Genomic DNA, 17244 nt, shown 5'->3' with positions numbered 1-17244 from the left:
TATGTTCGGGCATAAAGAAACCCTAGCCGCTACTGTGACTAGGGTTTCAGAATTCTTCGTTTAAGGCGCTGCTAGTGGGCTAGGGATATCGGTGTAGGGGCTGAGGGGTTTTCGTGTCGTAGCGGGGCTATAAATGCGCTTAATTATGAAATGTGGTTAGTGCTATCGGCTATACGGTTGCGTTCGATGGCTGCCTTTACCTTTTGCGTTTCGATTTCATATTCATCCAGTTCTAATCCTTTGTTATAATTCCTGTCAGAATTGGCGTTAATAAACGTCATCGGTTTCATATAGTATTCAGGGAATACTTCATTTATGGCTTGCTGGCAATGCGAAATGCAGTCACGAATTAGCAAGTAATCTGCAAGTGTCGTCGGCATCTTCATATTAGCTATATGATTGCCCCGAAATACGTTAGCGTAATTCTGGACACTTACCCGTAGATTGTGCGCAAGCAACCAGTTACGAAACTTATGAATGTCGGTGAATTCGTTGATTCTATCCATAGCAGGTTTTGAAATGAATTCGACGCGTTCAATTCTAGTTGCTTCTATATTTTCGGCTTTAAGGGTCAAGAATTTCCTATTCCATTCGTCAAGAAAGGAACAAATTTTAATGCACCCGTAACGTAATCCGATGTTCCATAGATAATTTTCTTCTTTACACTTATCTTCTTCGGTATCTATTCGTTCCATGATGAATTTTGAACCGTTGATGCTGTGGCGAATTTCGCCTGCTAATACATTGATGATAAAGCAGCAGTCTTCTAGTCGATTGTTCTTCATGTCGTTGATGATGGATAAGGGAAGATACAAGAACGACCGTCTTATTGCTTAGACGGTCGTTCTTGCTGTTCGGGTGGTGTTGGCTGGCTTGCCCGACGTTCGCGCCGTATGGGTGCCTTAAAATGCGTTCTTCGGCTAATTGCTTGCTTTCTTGAAACGGGAATTCGCCCGTTCCTGTAGTGCGTCCATCTGTTCCTGACTATCTACAGGAATATTTAAGTTAGTTGTTACCCCGTCGCCCGTAACTGCAATTAGAAAAGGATAAGGATAACTATCAGAATCTTTTAAGTTTAAACCTGAATTTTTTGAATTTGGAAAATTCAGTTCTAATCTTTCCTTATTTGCTATACACGCGTCAACAAACTGTGAAACTATTTCCAATTTGGATTTCATTTCCTTTATTTTAGGAATCATGTAGTCAATAATTTTGTGCGAACCTGCTGGCGCTAAATATTCGGCTAGTTTTGGGATTAGCATGTTTATGGGGTTTAGGTGTCCTGCCAAGGTACACAAAACCCCTGACCTAGCAACAAGTCAGGGGTTCGGGTGGTGTTGGTTGGCTTGTCCGACGTTCGCGCCGTAGCGGTGCCTTTCTGTGCGTTTCTAGGCTGCTTAGATGCTGCTTACCTTGTTCATTTCTTCGACTGTATTCATGGCACCGCTTGCGTAATTGCTAAACATCAGTTCCATTTTTGAATGCCCTATCCACTGCTTCAATACGGCGGGATTGACACCACTGGCAAGGGAATGCGAAATGAATGTTTTGCGCCCGACGTGGGCACTGATAAGCGTATGTTTGGGCACGTATTCGGCTATTATTTCAGTGCCTACACGCTTCGCATTGTATACTAATTCATCGATGCCCGCTTGCTTCGCTAGTGCCTTCAATACCCGCGAAAAGTTGGGAAGATATTGATAAGGCATTTCATTCTTATACTTAGCCAAAATTGCCTTTGCTGTATCATTCAGCGGGATTTTGACTAACGTGTTAGTTTTCTTAGTTGTCAATACAATGAACTTACCGACGACTTGATTTGGCGTTATTTGGGAATCACTGAATCGTAAGCCAGTCGCACACATTAGCAAAAACGAATCTTTGACAACTTCCCGACGCTTAGGCACTTCTAATTCTTTGAAGGCGTTCAATTCTTCCGTAGATAGAAATAGTACGTCTTGCTTGCGCAGTTGCTTGCTTTCTGCGCGGTGGTCTTTGATAGGTTGCTTGTTAATCTGCAATACGTCAGCATACTTCAATACGACCGTCTTTGCCCGCTTGACATATTGATTGGTGCTGCTATTATTCAGCCCTAGCGAAATCAGATAGTTTTCAAACCCAATCAGTGTATCGGGGTTTACGTCGGTAATTTCCCAAAATTGATTGAAGCCAGTAATGTATCGGGCAAGGTTAGTGTATGCCCGTTTGGTGTTATCGGTTATTTTTTGTGTGTCCCGGTACCGATGTACATACGCTTTCAGCAACTTCCCGTCGAAGTTGCCTAGTATCATTTCGTAATCCCGTAATTCAATTTGCTTTTCTTCTAACTGGCTTTTTAGTTCAGCAATTTCATGCCTTAATTGTTCGGCTAAGTCTTCATACCCCGCTTTCATAGTGCGGTAATTCTTGTCCAGTTTGATGCGACTACTGACAATATCATCGTAGGCTTTGGACATGCCTGCCCGGTCGCGTAATTCGATGCTTCTTTCTAACCGGAAGGCTGCCAGTTCTATATCTGCACGTACCTGTTCAATCTTTGCGTTATCCTTAACGTGACTAGGTAAGCGGTTGCTGACCTTGCCGGTTTTTTTGTCAAAGTACTGCGGTGGAACGCTAACGCCGGTCTTTTTGGTGAAAGGGGTTAAAGTGCTGTGTTTGTGCTTGATGGATACCGGGCATTCGCCTTTGGCATTGGCAGGGCGAAGAATGAATGTGATTTTGGACATTACCGTGACCGTTAGAATGCTGAAAAAGAACAACTTCCAACAAGGTAAAGCGTGTATCCGTTTTTGCCAAATATGTATACGCATAATTTAAAAAAGTGCAATAATGATAGCAAAAAGGCGGTTTTTTGCACCTTATTATATATTCGGCGGATAACAGGTTCATAGGCCGCAAAGGTACGGCCGGGGCGGGCGGGGTGGGGAGGTGTTCCACTTACATTAGCCGCCCTGATTCTTAGTCAGCCCATAACTTGCATAGGAGCACATGATACAGAGAGAAGAATTTCTGCGTGAAATAAAAGCAAACATTGAGCAACATGGCTATCATGTAACTGTGGTTACAGGTGGTCAACTACCTAGATTCGCATACACAATAGGCTGCTTGGAAAATTTGGGTTGGGAGTTCATTTTCGCCGGTGGCGAGTATTATTCCAAATTCGATGTAAGCAAAATTTTTGATGAAATAATATCGGCTTGTGAAGGAAAACGCGGCTGGCATAATCATGCTATTAGCATAGATTCATTAGGCGATTTTTATATTGCTAAAGTCGATAAGTCTTGGAGTGAATTGCTCACGATAAGCGTATTTGATTATTATAATCAAACCGAAATACAGGTTTGGCAGATTCTGCCAGATGCTAATCATCGCACGTTGGATGTGCCTGATATGTCACAAGCGTTTGAAATTGTTTCACAACCAATTTGGCAGTGGCTATCTCGCAAATGGGATTACCCTGTTCCAAATAGCTCAATGTCTGTTACCGATTTGAGTGTGCTTTTTGGAGAAAAGGCCACCGAAGTGACCAGATGGGAAGAGGATGAATGGGAAATATTTTCAGGAGCAGGACCCGACACACCGAAAGAGGTGATGCGCATAGTTCCACTGGGTTTATTGTTAGGTATTGATAAGTCTTTAGAGCGAGTAGTTTACTTAGAAACCGGCAAGGGATTGTGGAGAGACAAAGTTGAACTTGAGTGGAATGGTTGGGAGTAACATTGTGACTAAAGCCCCTGCCGCGGCGCCCGACACGCCCCGTCGCGGCGGGGGTATGGGGTGGGCTGTTTTAAATTGTAAAAGGCCCATTTCCAATTTGGAAACGGGCCTTTTTCTGTTGAAAGCGTGAAGTAGAGACGCATAATTGCGTCTCATCGTTGAACGGCGGCGTTGGAACGAAGTCCGAACGGCGCGGACGCCGAGACGCAAATATGCGTCTCTACATCCCGTTGCCTTTCGCGGTTTCCAGGCCCCAGTTGCGGCCTTTTTCTACGGCGGGCACGCCGGTGCTCAGCCACACGGGCGCGGGCGCGCCTTTCAGGTAGTGGTCGAAGAACTGCAGCTCGCGGATGGAAATGTCCTTGCGGTTTTCGCGCTTCACGAGGTTGTGGGCCTCGCCGTTGTATTGCAGCAGCCACACGGGCTTGCCCAGGCGGCGCAGGTCGGTGAACATTTCGATGCCTTGGTACCACGGCACGGCGCCGTCGGCGTCGTTGGCCATGATGACCACCGGCGTCTGCACCTTGGGCAGCGAAAACAGCGGCGAGTTGCGGAGGTAGGCATCCGTCTTTTCCCAGAGTGTGCCGCCGATGCGGCTTTGGGTGCGCTCGTACTGGAACTGCCGGCTCACGCCCGATTCCCAGCGGATGCCGCCGTAGGCCGAGGTCATGTTCACGACGGGCGCGCCGGCCCAGGCGGCGGCGTACATGTTGGTTTGGGTGATGAGGTAAGCCACCTGGTAGCCGCCCCAACTCTGGCCCTGGATGCCGAGGTGAGCGCCGTCGACCCAGGGGTTTTTCTTCAGCGCTTCCACGCCGGAGTTCACGTATTCCACGGCCGAGGGGCCGGGCTCGCCCACGGTGTAGCTGATGTCGGGCGTGAAGACGAGGTAGCCGTTGCTGGCAAACATGGCGATATCGAGGCGCGAGGGCGTGGGGGCCGGGGCCTGGTAGCGGTAGATGCCGTCGGACAGCTTTTCGTAGAAGTACGAAATCAGGGGGTATTTCTTCGCGGGGTCGAAGTTTTCGGGCTTGTAGAGCACGCCGGTGGCCTTGTGGCCCTGGGGCGTGGTCCAGTGCACCAGCTCGGCCGTGAACCAGTTGTAGTTCTGCTGCTGGGCGTTGATGGCGCTCAGCTTGGTTTCTTTGCGCAGGTCGGTGCTCACGTACACGTCGGCCGGCTGGCTCACGCTCGACTTGGTGTAGAGCAGCGTGCCGGCGTTTTTGGCCTGCATCAGGGGCGAGTAGCTCACCGGTCCCATGGTCACAAACTGCGGCGCTTTGGTGCCGGCAATGGTTTTGCGGTAATAGCCCCACTGCTTGGTTTCGGTGTTTTGGGCCAGCAGCAGGAGTTCGTCTTTGGGCTCGATGAACTTCTTTTTGTCCACCGGAATGCGGTAGCGAAACTGCAGCTTGGCGGCGCGGCCCAGGCCGTTGGTGAAGTTGACGGCGGCCCCGGTTTTGGGGTTGATTTTCCAGATGTCGTACCGGTCATACACCAGCACGGCCTCGTCGTTTTTGGTCCAGGCGGCCACGCCGTAGGGTTCGGGGTCGGTGGGCGAGTCGTTTTCTTCGTCGGTGAAGGAAACGGGGAGCTGGCCGGTCAGGTTGGTGGTGCGGCGGGTGGCCGCGGCGAACGAAAACCAGGCCTTGGCCGCGTCGTCGTACCACAGGGCGTAGTCGCCGTTGGGCGACAGCTGAAACCGGCTTTTGAGGGCCTGCGGGTTGATGGCCACGCGCTGCCCGGTGGTGGTAGAAACCTGAAACGCCTGCCGGCGCGCGGCGCCTTCCCACTGCGCCGCAATGCGCTTGGCGGTGTCGGTGAGGGCCAGCACGTACTCGGCGTTGGTGTTTTCGGCCAGGAAGGAGTCGCGCAGGTACTCGTCTTCGAGCTGGATGAACTGGTTGCCGCGCTTGGGGTAGAGCACGGCCAGGTAGTTGCGCTGCAGGTCCTTCTTCAGGTTCTTGAGCTGCGTGGGCTGCAGGTAGTCGTCTTTGTAGTTCCAGATGTCGAGCTTGGCGTGCTCAAACTCCACCAGCGAGGTATCCTGCGGAATGGGGTCGGGGGCGGTGCCGAAAAACAGCTTCTCGCCGTTGTCGCTGAACTGAATTTTGCCAAAGCCGCTCGGCGACCAGTTGGCCTTCAGTGCCTTATCGCCCGGCCGCAGGATGATGGCGGCCGAGTCGGTGGCGAAGTTGGTGTAGTACAGGCTGAATGGCTTCACCAAGGCCTTCTCGGGGTGCTTCTCGGCCGCGAAAGCCAGCTGCTTGCCGGCGTCGTCGAACGCCAGGTTTTTGTAGGTGCCCTTGCCGCTGCTCAGCTTCCGAAGGCTGCCGCCCGCCACGTCGAACGCATACAGGCCCGACTGCACGTCCTGGCTGCCTTTCGGGGCCAGCACGGCGAAGGCCACGCGGTTGCCCGGCTTGCTGATTTGGTAATCGGTCACGGCCGCAAACTCCCGGCTGCTGCCGGCCGGCAGGTTGAGCACGGTGAGGGGCGCGCCGGCTTTGTTGGCGTCGAGCAGGCCATCGGTGAGCTTCTTGAGGGTATCGGCCGGGGCTTTGGGCTTGGCGTCTTTCAGCACCGGCTTGTTGCCCAGGAAGGCCAGCACCGCGGCTTTTTCGGCCAGCTGCCACGACTTCACGTTGGCATACTTCGTGAGCTTGCCGGTTTCGAGGGCGTACACGCCCAGCGAATCCTTGGGCATGTCGTCGGGCTTTTTCTTTTTGATGCGGGCCTGCCGCACCAGCGCGTAGGGCGGCTTAATGGAAAACGCCACAAACCGGGAGTCGGCCGAGAAAGCAGCCGAGTCGCCCCGGACAATCTGGGCCAGTTGGCGGTTGCCGGCCGTTTTGATGTACAAGGTGCCGTCGCCCTGCTGGGGCTTCACCTGGTACAGCACGTACTTGCCGTTGTTGCTGATTTTGGGGTTGGCGACGCTTTCCCACAAGTCATACACGGAGTGGTCGAGCGGCTTTTTGTTTTTGGGCGTTTGCTGGGCCAGCGCGGGCACTTGGCAAACCAGCGCGGCAATGAATAGAATGGACTTGGGCATAGCTGGAAATGGGATTCTTCCCAAATATACCTCCAGCCCCCGCTGCCGTTAGCCCTCGGCCCGCAGCACTTCCAGCGGCGAGCGGCGCAGCACGTCTCGGCTATTAAACAGCCCAATGGCGGCCGTGAGCACCGTGACCAGCGCGGCCAGGCCCAGCAGCGGCAGCAGCGCCGGCCCAAAGCTGGCACTGAACACCCACACCGCCAGCGCCCAGGCCGCCAGCAGCGCCAACCCGATGCCCGCCAGCGCCGCCAGCAGGCCCAGCAGGCCGTATTCGACCAGCGTGATGCGCAGAATCTGGGCCCGGCTGGCGCCCAGCGTGCGCAGCAGCACGCTTTCGCGCACGCGCTGGTAGCGGCTGATGACCACCGAGCTGCTGAGCACCAGCAGCCCGGTGAGGATGCTGAAGCCGGCCATGAAGCGAATGACGAAGGAGATTTTGCCGATGAGGTCGTCGAGCGTTTGCAGAATCAGGGCCAGGTCGATGGCCGACACGTTCGGAAATTCCTGCACCAGCCGCTGCTGCACGGCCGCCAGCGCCGCCGTGTTGGGCGTGCGCGTGAGCAGCACCGTGAACTGCGGCGCCTGCTCCAGCACGCCCGCCGGAAACACCACCAAAAAGCTGGGCTGCACCCGCGCCCGGTCAATCTCGCGCGTGCCGCCGATGACCACCCGCATCGGCGCGCCCTGCACGTTGAAGTCCAGCGTGTCGCCGAGCTTGAGCTTGGCGCGCTGCAGGTAGCCGGCTTCTACCGAAATGCGCGGGGTGCCGTCGGGGGCCAGGCCGGGCAGGGTGCCGTCCACCAGCTTTTCCGAAGAGTTGAGCGAGTCGCGGTACGTGACGCGGTACTCGCGCGTGAGGGCCCAGGGCGGAATGCCGGTGGTGGTGTCCTTTTTCAGCTCGGCCACCGTGCGGCCGTTGATGGCCTTCAGGCTCATGGTCACGATGGGCACGCGCTGCAGCACGGGCAATTTTTGCGCCTTCAACAGGTCCTCGACGCCGGCCCGCTGCTCGCGCTGGATGTCGAACAGCACCAGGTTGGGCTGCTGGCCCTGCCCGGCTATCTGCACGCGGCCCAGCAGCAGGGCTTGGGTCAGGAAAAGCGTGGCCAGCAGGAAGGTGCCCAGGCCAATGGACGTGACCAGCGTGAGGGTTTGGTTTTGGGGCCGAAACAGGTTGGCCAGGCCCTGCCGCCACACGTAGCTCCAGCCGCTGGGGAAGAAGTTGCGCACCAGTTCCATCAGCAGGCGGCCCACGGCGCCCAAGGCCACCACCGCCACCAGCAGCCCCGCGCCGAAACCCAGCGCCGTTTTCCAGCTCTGGGTTTGCTGGTAGGCAAAGGCCAGAATGAACAAGCCAATGACGGCCATCACGAGTCCGCGCCACGCGTCGGGTTTTTCCGCCTCGTCTTCAAACGCCGTGCGCAGCACCCGCAGCGGCGACACTCGCCGCACGCTCAGCAGCGGCAGCAGGGCAAACAGCACGGCCATCAGCAAGCCTGTAGCCAAGCCAGTCAGCACGGCCGGCCACGAGACGCTCACGGTGATGTCGACGGGCAAAAAGTCGCCCAGCACGCGCGGCAACAGGCCCTGCACCACTGCGCCCAGCGCCGAGCCCAGCACGGCGCCCACCAGCCCCAGCCCCGCGGTTTGAATCAAATAGATGAGCAGCGCCTGCCGGCCGCTGGCGCCCAGGCAGCGCAGCACGGCCACGGCGGCCAGCTTTTCGCGCACATACAGGTTCACGGCGCTGGCCACGCCCACGCAGCCCAGCAGCAGCGCCACAAAGGCCACCAGGCTGAGGTAGCGGGTGAGGTCGGCGAAGGCGCGGCCGGTTTGCTCCTGGCGGGTGGCCACGGTGTCGGCGTCAATGTCGGCCTTGTCGAGGCGGGTTTGCAGGGTTTTCACCACGGCCGCCACGTCGGTGCCCGGCGCAAACTGGTAGGAGCGCCGGTATTGCAGCCGGCTGCCGCGCTGCACCAGGCCCGTTTGGCGCACCAGCGCAAGCGGGATAAACACCGTGGGTGCCACCGCCGAGCTGATGCCCGACTGTCCCGGCGTCTTCAATACCCGCCCGATGATGGGCAGCCGCACCTTGCCCACCTGCACCGAGTCGCCCACCCGCGCCCCAAACTGGGCCAGCAGCGCATCGTCGACCAGCGCGCCCGGCGCGGTGCTGTCCTGCACGAAGCGCTGGGCGGCGGTGCGCGGCTCGGTCTGCCAGTCGCCGTAGAAAAAGCCGCCGTCGCGGGCGCGCACCTGCACCAGCCGCACCCCCCGGTTGGGCCGAAACTCGACCATGGAGGCAAAGGCCACCTCGCGGGTGCGAGCCGTACCCAGCTGGTTGAGCGTGGGCCGCAGCTCTTTGGAAAACCCCTTGCTGCCGGTCAGCACCAGGTCGGCCCCCAGCAGCTCCCGTGCTTGCCCGCTGATGCTGCTGGCCAGGTTGTCGCCAAAGGAATTGATGCCCACCAGCGCTGCGATGCCCAGAATGATGCTGGCCATGAACAGCAGCAGCCGCGCCCGGCTGCGGCGGCTGTCGCGCCAGGCCATGCGGAAAAGCCAGGAAAAAGCGGGGCGAGAAGCGGGAGGAGTGGGGGAGGGCGTCACGGGAAGGAATGTAAAATTGGGGGCGCGGCATGGCAGTCAGTGAAACCTGGGTTACCACTGCATCAGCGGAGGCATAGACGTAGAAAGCAGGCCAGTCACTTTAAGCAGCTGTTCCGACAACGGTAACGGCCTGCGCGAAGTTGGCCACTGAGGCTGTGCGTTATTTAGCGCCTAGTGAGTTGCTTAAGGCACAATGCCGCGAATAAATTCGGCCAGAAAATGAAATCAAGGGTACTGTTTTCGCAAATGATGGGTCGGGTGGGGTGTTGGCTAGCACTGTTTGCCGGTTTCGTTGGGTGCCATTCGGCGCGGGTAGTGCCGGCAATTAGCAGCGGCCAGCCGTCTGCCGGGGTTCAACTGCCGGAGAAGCCACTGGTTCGCGTGCAAGGCCATTTTTATGGTCCCAAAGACTCCTTAACGGTGGTTCCAGGGGTGGCAGTGGACTTTAGTTGCTGCGGAACTGATGCGGCGGTGCAGCACTGGCGCGACACCACCAAGGCCGATGGGTCGTACCGCGTGGCCATGCCTGCGGGCCGTACTTATCTGGTAGCCCTAAGCAAGAATGGTAAAAACATCGAAACACAGGAATTTCCCGTGCCGGAATCAGCTACTGATTCGGTCGTTGTTAAGAATTTCTATCTGAATTATGATGGGCCCGAAAATCCGGAGCGTTGGTGGCCGAACATTTATTTCGCTATCCGGCGGTTTGACTTACAACCAACGAGCCTGACCACGATGGACAGCGTTATCCGGCGGTTGAATGCTACTCCCAATTCGGGTCTGCTAGTAGAAGGCCACGCCGAGCCTTTCGAGGTTCCTCGTAGCGAGCCCGACCCCGAACGGTATTTGCTGCGTCTCGGCTGGCGCCGGGCTGAGGCCGCCTATACCCATTTGCTGCGAAAAGGCATTTCGGAAAACCGGCTGGTCAGCTTTAGTTACGGTGCCAAGCGGCCCGCCGCACCCGACGACTCTCCTGAACATCGTCAACTCAACCGCCGGGTTGAATTCAAAACCGTAGGGCTTGAGTTCATTCCATCAAAGGAAGAGAAACTCAGGCTAAATGGCTTGTCAAAAACGCCCGCTCATCTAACCAAAACACCCGTCTCTAAGAACCTGAAGCAAGCGTCCGGCCGCCGCGCAGTTCCACCAAAGCCCGTTTCTTACCCAAGCAAGAGCCGCCGCTGAAAAGCGGCTTTAAGCATCAAAAGCTGCTGGCGATGCTATTGACCTAGCCTTAGCCAAGCACTTCCTCCACCACTTTGCCGCCGCGCAGCCGCAGCGTCCGCTGGGTTTTGGCGGCTAGCTCCAGGTCGTGGGTCACCAGCACAAGGGTGGTGCCGGCCTCGCGGTTTAGCTCGAACAATAAATCAACCACTCGCTCGCTGGTGTCGGGGTCGAGGTTGCCGGTGGGCTCGTCGGCGAAGAGCAGGGCGGGGCGGTTGGCGAAGGCGCGGGCCAGGCTCACGCGCTGTTGCTCGCCGCCCGAAAGCTGGGCCGGGTAGTGGTGCGCGCGGGCGGCCAGCCCCACGCGGTCGAGCAGGGCCAGAGCCGTTTGGGAGGCGCCCCGCTGGCCGCGCAGTTCCAGCGGCACCAGCACGTTTTCGAGGGCCGTGAGGGTGGGCAGCAGCTGGAAATTCTGGAAAATGAAGCCCACGTGCTGGTTGCGCACGGCCGCCCGCTGGTCCTCACTCAGGTGGTCGAGCTGAATGCCGTTGAGCCACACGCTGCCCGCGGTGGCGCGGTCAAGACCCGCGCAGAGGCCCAGCAGCGTGGTTTTGCCCGAGCCCGAGGGCCCCACGATGGCAAACGTGTCACCGGCCTGCAGCTCGAAGCTAACGGCATGCAGCACCGTGAGTTCCTGGCCGGCGCTGGGGTAGGTTTTAGTGAGGTTGTCGACGCGAAGAATGCTCATGCAGGGAAAGTCTAGGCAATATTTTTGGCGGCCAAACGTCGGCCGGGGGCGTTTCGCCGTTTGGTGGTCGGGGAGGGGCTAAGGCTGGCTGGCCCCCAGGTCGCCCACGTAACCGGGCCACTCGCCGTTCGTTACGGGTAGCGAAGACGCGTAGCCCTTCCCCATGTTTTGTAGTCCTTACGGCTTCCTGCCCAAAACGCTGTCCATGAATAGAGTTAGTTTCTCATTTGCCGCCGCCTTTTTCTCCCTCGTGCTGGGAGCGTGCAATTCCAACCCGCCCGCCGAGCAAGCCACCGCCCCACGGGCCGCCGGCCAACGCACCGGCGCCGAGGCCGCCACGCCCACGGGCAAAAAGCGCCTGCTGTTCTTCGGCAACAGCCTCACGGCCGGCTACGGCGTCGAACCCGAGCAGGCATTCCCGGGCCTGATTGGCCAGAAAATCGACTCGCTCAAGTTGGGGTACGAAGTCGTCAACGCCGGGCTGAGCGGCGAAACCACCGCCGGCGGGCTCAGCCGGGTGGGGTGGGTGTTGCGCCAGCCCGTCGACGTGTTTGTGCTGGAGCTGGGCGGCAACGACGGCCTGCGCGGCCTGCCGCTCACGGCCACCCGGCGCAACCTGCAGGGCATCATCGACACGGTGCGGCGCCGCAGCCCCAACGCCCAAATCGTGCTGGCCGGCATGCAGATACCGCCCAACCTGGGCGCCAGCTACGCCGCCGACTTCAAAGCCATTTACCAGGACCTGGCCACCAAAAACAACCTCGTCCTCATTCCTTTCCTGCTGGAAGGCGTGGGCGGCGACCGCCGCCTCAACCAGCCCGACGGCATTCACCCCACGCCGACGGGGCACCGCATTGTGGCGCGCACGGTGTGGGCCGTGCTGCAGCCCTTGCTGCAGGCAAAAACCTAGATGACCCGCAGGCCGTCCACGTTCACTTCGTCGCGCAGCAGCTCGAGGTTGCGGTAGGCGAGGGGCCGGCCGGCGTCGGTGCTGAGGTCGGGCAGGGCGGCGCGGGCGGCGTCGAGGGTGAGCTGGGTGAGCTTGCGGGCGCCGAGGTATATGGCCACGGGGCGGCCCTGGCGGGCGTCGTGCGCGGCCAGGGCGTGGTCGATTTCGGCCAAAATGGTGCTCATGGCAAAGATGTGAGCTGAAAAGTAGGCGGAAATATACCGAGGTTTTCCAGAAACCAAAAACCCGGGCAGTCCGCGGTGGCGTGGCGCCCCGGCCTACCTTTGCGCCATGACAACTGCTGCTTCTGCCTCGGCGCTGGCCGCCCGGCCCATTGGCATGTTCGACTCCGGCATTGGCGGCCTCACCGTGGCGCGGGCCGTGGCGCGGCGCCTGCCCCACGAGCGCATCGTGTATTTCGGCGACACCGCCCACCTGCCCTACGGCGACAAAAGCGCGGCCGCCATTCAGGCGTACTCCGTCAAAATTTGCGATTTGCTATTGCGCCAGAATTGCAAGCTGATTGTGATTGCCTGCAACTCGGCCTCGGCCGCGGCCTACGAGCTGGTGCGCGAATACGTGGGCAGCAAGGCCAAGGTGCTGAGCGTGATTGACCCCATTGTGGCGCACTTGGGCCGGGCCTACGCCGGGCGCCGCGTGGGCCTCATCGGCACCAAGCAAACGGTGAATTCCAACGTGTATAAAAAGAAGGTCGACGAGCTGGACGCCGGCGTCGACCTGCACTCGCTGGCCACGCCCTTGCTGGTGCCCATGATTGAGGAAGGGTTTTTCCGCAACTCCATCAGCGACGACATCATCGGGACGTATTTGAGCAGCGCCGCGCTGGCCGACATCGACGCGCTGGTGCTGGCCTGCACGCACTATCCGCTCATTAAGGAACAGATAGCGCGCTACTACGCCGGCCGCGTCGACGTGCTGGACGCCTCCGACGTGGTGGCTGCCGACACCGAAGCCTACCTGGCCACCCACGGCCTGCTGGCGCCGCCCGCCGCCGCGCCGCCCGCGCACCACTTCTACGTGTCAGATTTCACTCGCTCGTTCGAGGAAAGCACGCGCATCTTTTTCGAGCAGGAAGTGCACCTCGAACATTATCCGCTGTGGGAATAATTGCGGGCAACCATTTGCCCCGCTACAAGGTCATTTTGGCGTAACTTTCCACTCGCCGCGCAGCCCTACCTTTGCGCCCCACCACCGCGTTTTTATCACTTCTTCATTTTTCTATTTCCGTTCACTTTTACTCCTTCTGTATGAAGCAATTCTTCGCTGGCAGGCTCCTCAAATGCCTGATGTTTCTGGTGTGCATGTGGCCCGTGCTGGGTTCTGCTGCTCCCTTCACTCCCGGTAACCTGGTGGTGGTGCGCGTAGGCGATGGCGGCGCGACGGCCCTCTCGGCCGCTGCCGCCCCCACCTTTCTGCTGGAGTACACGCCGGCCGGCGTGCTGGTGCAAACCATCGCGCTGCCCACGGCCGCCGCTGGCAACAACAGCATTCTGACCAACACCGGCTCGTCGGGCTCTGATGCCCTGCTCACCCGCTCGGTGAACGGCGCTTACCTCGTGCTGACCGGTTACGACGCCGCCGTGGGCACCACCGGTCTTGCCGCCACCACGTCGGCCGCCAACAACCGCGTTATCGGCCGCATTGCCGCCGACGGCACCTTCGACACCAGCACGCGACTGAGCGACGGCTTTAGCGGCGGCAACATCCGCTCGGCCGCTACCGTCGACGGCACCACGTTCTACGCCGTGGGCTCGACCGGCGGCGTGCGCTACGCTCCGCTGGGCAACCCGGCCTCCGGTACCAGCACCGTGGTGTCGGCGGTGCCGTCGAACAACCGCGGCGTGGGCATCTACAACGGCAACCTGTACGTGTCCTCGTCCACCACGACGGGCGGCAACTTCCTGGGCATTTCGCAGGTGGGCACCGGCCTGCCCACCGCCACCGGCACCACTACTACGCCGCTGCCGGGCTTCCCCACCGCCACGGGCCCCAGCCCCTACGGTTTTTACTTTGCTGACCTGAGCACCACCGTTCCCGGCGTGGACGTGGTGTACGTGGCTGACGACCGCACCACGGTAGACGGCGGCGTGCAGAAATGGAGCCTGGTGAGCGGCACCTGGATGTTGAACGGCGTCATCACCGGCGCCACGGCCACCACGGCGGGCCCGGCCCTGCGCGGCCTCAACGGCAGCCTCACCGGCACCACGGTGAACTTGGCCACCAGCTCTTCGACCAACCTGTACTTCATCACCGACAACGCCGGCTACAACGCGGCGCCCAGCAACCTGGCGCTACCCGCCTCCGTTGCCACGGCCGGCACCAACGCCAACTTCCGCGGTGTGGCTTTCGCGCCCGTGTCGACGGTGGCCGCCCCCACCATCACCAGCTTCACGCCCACCTCGGGCGGCCCCGGCGCTACCGTTACCATCACCGGCACTAACCTGACCGGTGCCACGGCCGTGACCCTCAACGGTGTGGCCATCACCGGCTTCACCGTGGTGAACGCCACCACCATCACCTTCACCGTGCCTGCCACGGCCACGTCCGGCACCATTGCCGTGACCACGCCCGGCGGCACCGTGACCAGCACTGGCACCTTCACCTTCAACGCGCCGGCCGCCGCGCCCACCATTACGAGCTTCACGCCCACCAGCGGCCCCGAGGGCACGTTGGTAACGGTGACCGGCACGAACTTTACCGGTGCCACCGGTGCTACGCTCAATAGTTTGGCCGTTACCAACTTCACGGTGGTAAGCGCTACTTCGGCTACGTTCACGGTGCCCACCGGCGCCACCAGCGGTGCCATCGCCATCACTTCGCCCAGCGGCACGGGCACCAGCACGGGCACCTTCACGGTGACCGCCCCGGCCGTAACGCCGGTTATCTCGGCCCTCTCGCCCACGGCCCAAGTGGCCGGCGGCCCGGCCGTGACGCTCACCGTAACGGCCACGGGCATCACGCCCACCACCACCGTTAACTTCAACAACGTTTCGTACACCCCCGCCAGCAGCACGGCCACGACCGTGACCGTGACCATCCCGGCTTCGGTGCTGGCCACGGCCGGCAGCTTCCCCGTAACGCTGACCAACTCGGCTGGTACTTCCAACGCCTTCACCTTCGTGGTGAGCAACCCCAGCACGGCTGGCGCTTTCGAAACCTTTGAGGCCGGCACCAAGACCAGCTACACCGCCGGCACCGTGACGCTGACCAGCGGCGTGTGGAACTTCGCCAATGCCCTCATCGGCGACTCGTTTGCCGACAAGTTCAACGGCCTGAAGTCGGCCCGCCTGCGCACCGGCGGCGCCATCACCATGAACTTCGACAAGGCCAACGGCGCCGGCACGATTATCATCAACTCGGCCCTCTACGGCACCGACACCGGCGCATCGTTCCTGCTGGAAATTTCGACCGACGGCGGCACCACCTACACCACCGTGCCCGGTGCGCCGGCCGCCCTCACGGCCACGCTCACGCCCTACACCTTTGCGGTGAACCAGGCCGGCAACGTGCGCCTGCGCATCAGCAACACCGTGACCACCACCACGGCCACGGCGCCCCGCATCATCATCGACGACATCTCGATTTCGGATTTTGTGGCCCCCAACAATCCGGTGCCGGTTATCACCACCATCTCGCCGAACTCGGTGCTGGTGGGCTCCAACGCGACCATTACCCTCACGGGCACGGGTTTCACCAGCGCGTCTACGGTGGTGGTAAACGGGGCAACCATTCCGACCACGACCATCCCGAGTACGTTCGTTTCGGCTACGCAGCTCACGGCCAGCGTGCCCGCTGGCGCTCCGGCAGGCACCTACACCGTGACCGTGGTGAACCCCACGCCCGGCGGCGGAACTTCCAACGGCGTGACGTTCACGATTGTGAACCCGGTGCCCACCATCACCAGCTTCACGCCCACCACGGGCGGCCCCGGCACCACGGTGACCATTACGGGCACCAACCTGCTGGGCGCCACGGCGGTCCGCATCGGCTCGTTCAACGTGCCCAACTTCTCGGTGGTATCGGCCACGAGCATCACCTTCGTGGTGCCCAGCGGCACGGGTAGCGTGACGGGCGTTATCACGGTGGTAACTCCCGGCGGCACGGCCACCAGCACCGGCTCGTTCAACCTGGTGTCGGCGGCGCTGGCCAGCCAAGCACTGCCCGGCCTGCTCGTGTACCCGAACCCGGCTGCTGACCGCGTGACGGTGAGCCTGCCCTCGGCGGGCGCTGCTACGGTGGCCCTGCGCGACCTGGCTGGCCGCTTGGTGCTGGCGCCGGTGGCGCTTGGTGCCGACAAGCAGGTGCTGCTGCCCGCTGGCCTCGCGGCCGGCGTGTACATGCTGGAAGTGCGCCAGGGCGAGGTGTTCGCCGTGCGCCGCATTCAGAAAAACTAAGTACTGCCGAATGCCCGGCCCGAATGGGCTGAGCTGAAGGACGCGAAAAGCCCCCGCACCCGCGGGGGCTTTTTTTGTGCGCCGTCGGGGCGGTTGCGGCATCGTTGTCGGGAACGATTGCGCAAGTAAAACCCGCCCGGGCTTTGGCCAGGGCGGCAAATGGTTGGACTTTTAATGGCGCATTGCACCTGATAACCCGTAATTCCATGAACCCCGACTTCTCTTCCGAACCCGGCCAACCGTCCTTCGTGCCCGATGCTCAGGCGGCCTGGGAAACCACCGGCCCCGGCGTGCGCCGCAAAGTGCTGGCCCACGGCCCCGACCTGATGCTGACGCGCGTGGCCTTCGAAACCGGCGGCGTGGGCGCCCGCCACAACCACCCGCACGCCCAGCTGAGCTACGTGGAAAGCGGCTCCTTTGCCTACACCATCGCCGACGAGACGCAGACGCTGCGCGCCGGCGACAGCTGCTACGTGCCGCCGCTGGCCTGGCACGGCGTGGAGTGCCTGGAAGCCGGTGTGCTGGTGGATGCCTTTACCCCGCGGCGCGACGATTTTCTGTAGCCAGTGGCTGCGCTGTTCCGCCA

The 17244-nt window shown here is 60.1% G+C and carries 13 protein-coding genes; 6 read left to right on the top strand and 7 right to left on the bottom strand.

What is annotated here, in order from left to right; all coding sequences use genetic code 11:
* Positions 1-143: 143 nt before the first annotated feature.
* From JAO73_RS13400 to JAO73_RS13390, 3 genes are all read right to left on the bottom strand, one after another.
* A complete protein-coding gene (locus JAO73_RS13400) occupies positions 144-785 on the bottom strand; it encodes a hypothetical protein (protein ID WP_198977512.1) in 642 nt (213 codons plus the stop codon).
* A gap of 135 nt (positions 786-920) precedes the next feature.
* Entirely contained in the window at positions 921-1289 is a 369-nt protein-coding gene (locus JAO73_RS13395) for a hypothetical protein (protein WP_198977511.1), read from the bottom strand.
* A 108-nt stretch (positions 1290-1397) separates the two neighbouring features.
* Positions 1398-2726, bottom strand: coding sequence for a tyrosine-type recombinase/integrase (locus tag JAO73_RS13390; protein WP_198977510.1), 1329 nt, complete (start codon positions 2724-2726; stop codon positions 1398-1400).
* A gap of 262 nt (positions 2727-2988) precedes the next feature.
* On the opposite strand from JAO73_RS13390, the gene JAO73_RS13385 reads away from it, so the two are divergent.
* On the top strand, positions 2989-3717 hold the full coding sequence (locus JAO73_RS13385) for a DUF4262 domain-containing protein (protein WP_198977509.1): 729 nt from the start codon (positions 2989-2991) through the stop codon (positions 3715-3717).
* 220 nt (positions 3718-3937) lie between these two features.
* Here the strand turns inward: JAO73_RS13385 and JAO73_RS13380 are convergent, their stop codons facing one another.
* On the bottom strand, positions 3938-6772 hold the full coding sequence (locus JAO73_RS13380) for a S9 family peptidase (RefSeq protein ID WP_198977508.1): 2835 nt from the start codon (positions 6770-6772) through the stop codon (positions 3938-3940).
* Positions 6773-6820: 48 nt separating this feature from the next.
* Entirely contained in the window at positions 6821-9325 is a 2505-nt protein-coding gene (locus tag JAO73_RS13375; RefSeq protein WP_198977507.1) for an ABC transporter permease, read from the bottom strand.
* Positions 9326-9601: 276 nt separating this feature from the next.
* Here JAO73_RS13375 and JAO73_RS13370 point away from each other — a divergent pair, with 276 nt between their 5' ends.
* On the top strand, positions 9602-10567 hold the full coding sequence (locus tag JAO73_RS13370; RefSeq protein ID WP_198977506.1) for an OmpA family protein: 966 nt from the start codon (positions 9602-9604) through the stop codon (positions 10565-10567).
* A 49-nt stretch (positions 10568-10616) separates the two neighbouring features.
* Here JAO73_RS13370 and JAO73_RS13365 read toward each other — a convergent pair whose 3' ends face one another.
* On the bottom strand, positions 10617-11294 hold the full coding sequence (locus JAO73_RS13365; protein ID WP_198977505.1) for an ABC transporter ATP-binding protein: 678 nt from the start codon (positions 11292-11294) through the stop codon (positions 10617-10619).
* 163 nt (positions 11295-11457) lie between these two features.
* Between JAO73_RS13365 and JAO73_RS13360 the strand changes: the two genes are divergently transcribed.
* Positions 11458-12204, top strand: a complete 747-nt coding sequence (locus tag JAO73_RS13360) for an arylesterase (protein WP_233169193.1) — start codon at positions 11458-11460, stop codon at positions 12202-12204.
* Here the strand turns inward: JAO73_RS13360 and JAO73_RS13355 are convergent.
* Positions 12201-12428 carry a hypothetical protein gene (locus JAO73_RS13355; protein ID WP_190921945.1) on the bottom strand — a complete coding sequence of 76 codons (228 nt, stop codon included), beginning with the start codon at positions 12426-12428 and terminating at the stop codon, positions 12201-12203. The genes JAO73_RS13360 and JAO73_RS13355 overlap by 4 nt on opposite strands.
* Positions 12429-12534: 106 nt before the next feature.
* On the opposite strand from JAO73_RS13355, the gene murI reads away from it, so the two are divergent.
* From murI to JAO73_RS13340, 3 genes are all read left to right on the top strand, one after another.
* Positions 12535-13371: a glutamate racemase gene (gene murI / locus JAO73_RS13350; protein ID WP_198977504.1), complete on the top strand. Its 837-nt coding sequence runs from the start codon at positions 12535-12537 to the stop codon at positions 13369-13371.
* A 140-nt stretch (positions 13372-13511) separates the two neighbouring features.
* The gene (locus JAO73_RS23235; protein ID WP_198977503.1) at positions 13512-16658 is read left to right on the top strand and encodes a choice-of-anchor Z repeating domain-containing protein; all 3147 of its coding nucleotides are present in this window, start codon (positions 13512-13514) and stop codon (positions 16656-16658) included.
* A gap of 206 nt (positions 16659-16864) precedes the next feature.
* Positions 16865-17221 (top strand): cupin domain-containing protein, encoded by a 357-nt coding sequence (locus JAO73_RS13340; RefSeq protein WP_198977502.1) that lies wholly within the window; start codon positions 16865-16867, stop codon positions 17219-17221.
* Positions 17222-17244 lie beyond the last annotated feature (23 nt).

The organism is Hymenobacter miniatus (genome assembly GCF_016427455.1).
GTDB classification, from domain to species: domain Bacteria; phylum Bacteroidota; class Bacteroidia; order Cytophagales; family Hymenobacteraceae; genus Hymenobacter; species Hymenobacter armeniacus.
The sequence above is the reverse complement of the archived record's forward strand: the minus strand, read 5'-3'. Positions and strand labels throughout refer to the sequence as shown.

Coding starts and splice junctions, on each gene's coding strand:
- JAO73_RS13400 (WP_198977512.1), bottom strand. CDS start 785: ATGAAGAACAATCGACTAGAAGACTGCTGCTTTATCATCAATGTATTA.
- JAO73_RS13390 (WP_198977510.1), bottom strand. CDS start 2,726: ATGTCCAAAATCACATTCATTCTTCGCCCTGCCAATGCCAAAGGCGAA.
- JAO73_RS13385 (WP_198977509.1), top strand. CDS start 2,989: ATGATACAGAGAGAAGAATTTCTGCGTGAAATAAAAGCAAACATTGAG.
- JAO73_RS13380 (WP_198977508.1), bottom strand. CDS start 6,772: ATGCCCAAGTCCATTCTATTCATTGCCGCGCTGGTTTGCCAAGTGCCC.
- JAO73_RS13375 (WP_198977507.1), bottom strand. CDS start 9,325: ATGGCCTGGCGCGACAGCCGCCGCAGCCGGGCGCGGCTGCTGCTGTTC.
- JAO73_RS13370 (WP_198977506.1), top strand. CDS start 9,602: ATGAAATCAAGGGTACTGTTTTCGCAAATGATGGGTCGGGTGGGGTGT.
- JAO73_RS13365 (WP_198977505.1), bottom strand. CDS start 11,294: ATGAGCATTCTTCGCGTCGACAACCTCACTAAAACCTACCCCAGCGCC.
- JAO73_RS13360 (WP_233169193.1), top strand. CDS start 11,458: ATGTTTTGTAGTCCTTACGGCTTCCTGCCCAAAACGCTGTCCATGAAT.
- JAO73_RS13355 (WP_190921945.1), bottom strand. CDS start 12,428: ATGAGCACCATTTTGGCCGAAATCGACCACGCCCTGGCCGCGCACGAC.
- murI (WP_198977504.1), top strand. CDS start 12,535: ATGACAACTGCTGCTTCTGCCTCGGCGCTGGCCGCCCGGCCCATTGGC.
- JAO73_RS23235 (WP_198977503.1), top strand. CDS start 13,512: ATGAAGCAATTCTTCGCTGGCAGGCTCCTCAAATGCCTGATGTTTCTG.
- JAO73_RS13340 (WP_198977502.1), top strand. CDS start 16,865: ATGAACCCCGACTTCTCTTCCGAACCCGGCCAACCGTCCTTCGTGCCC.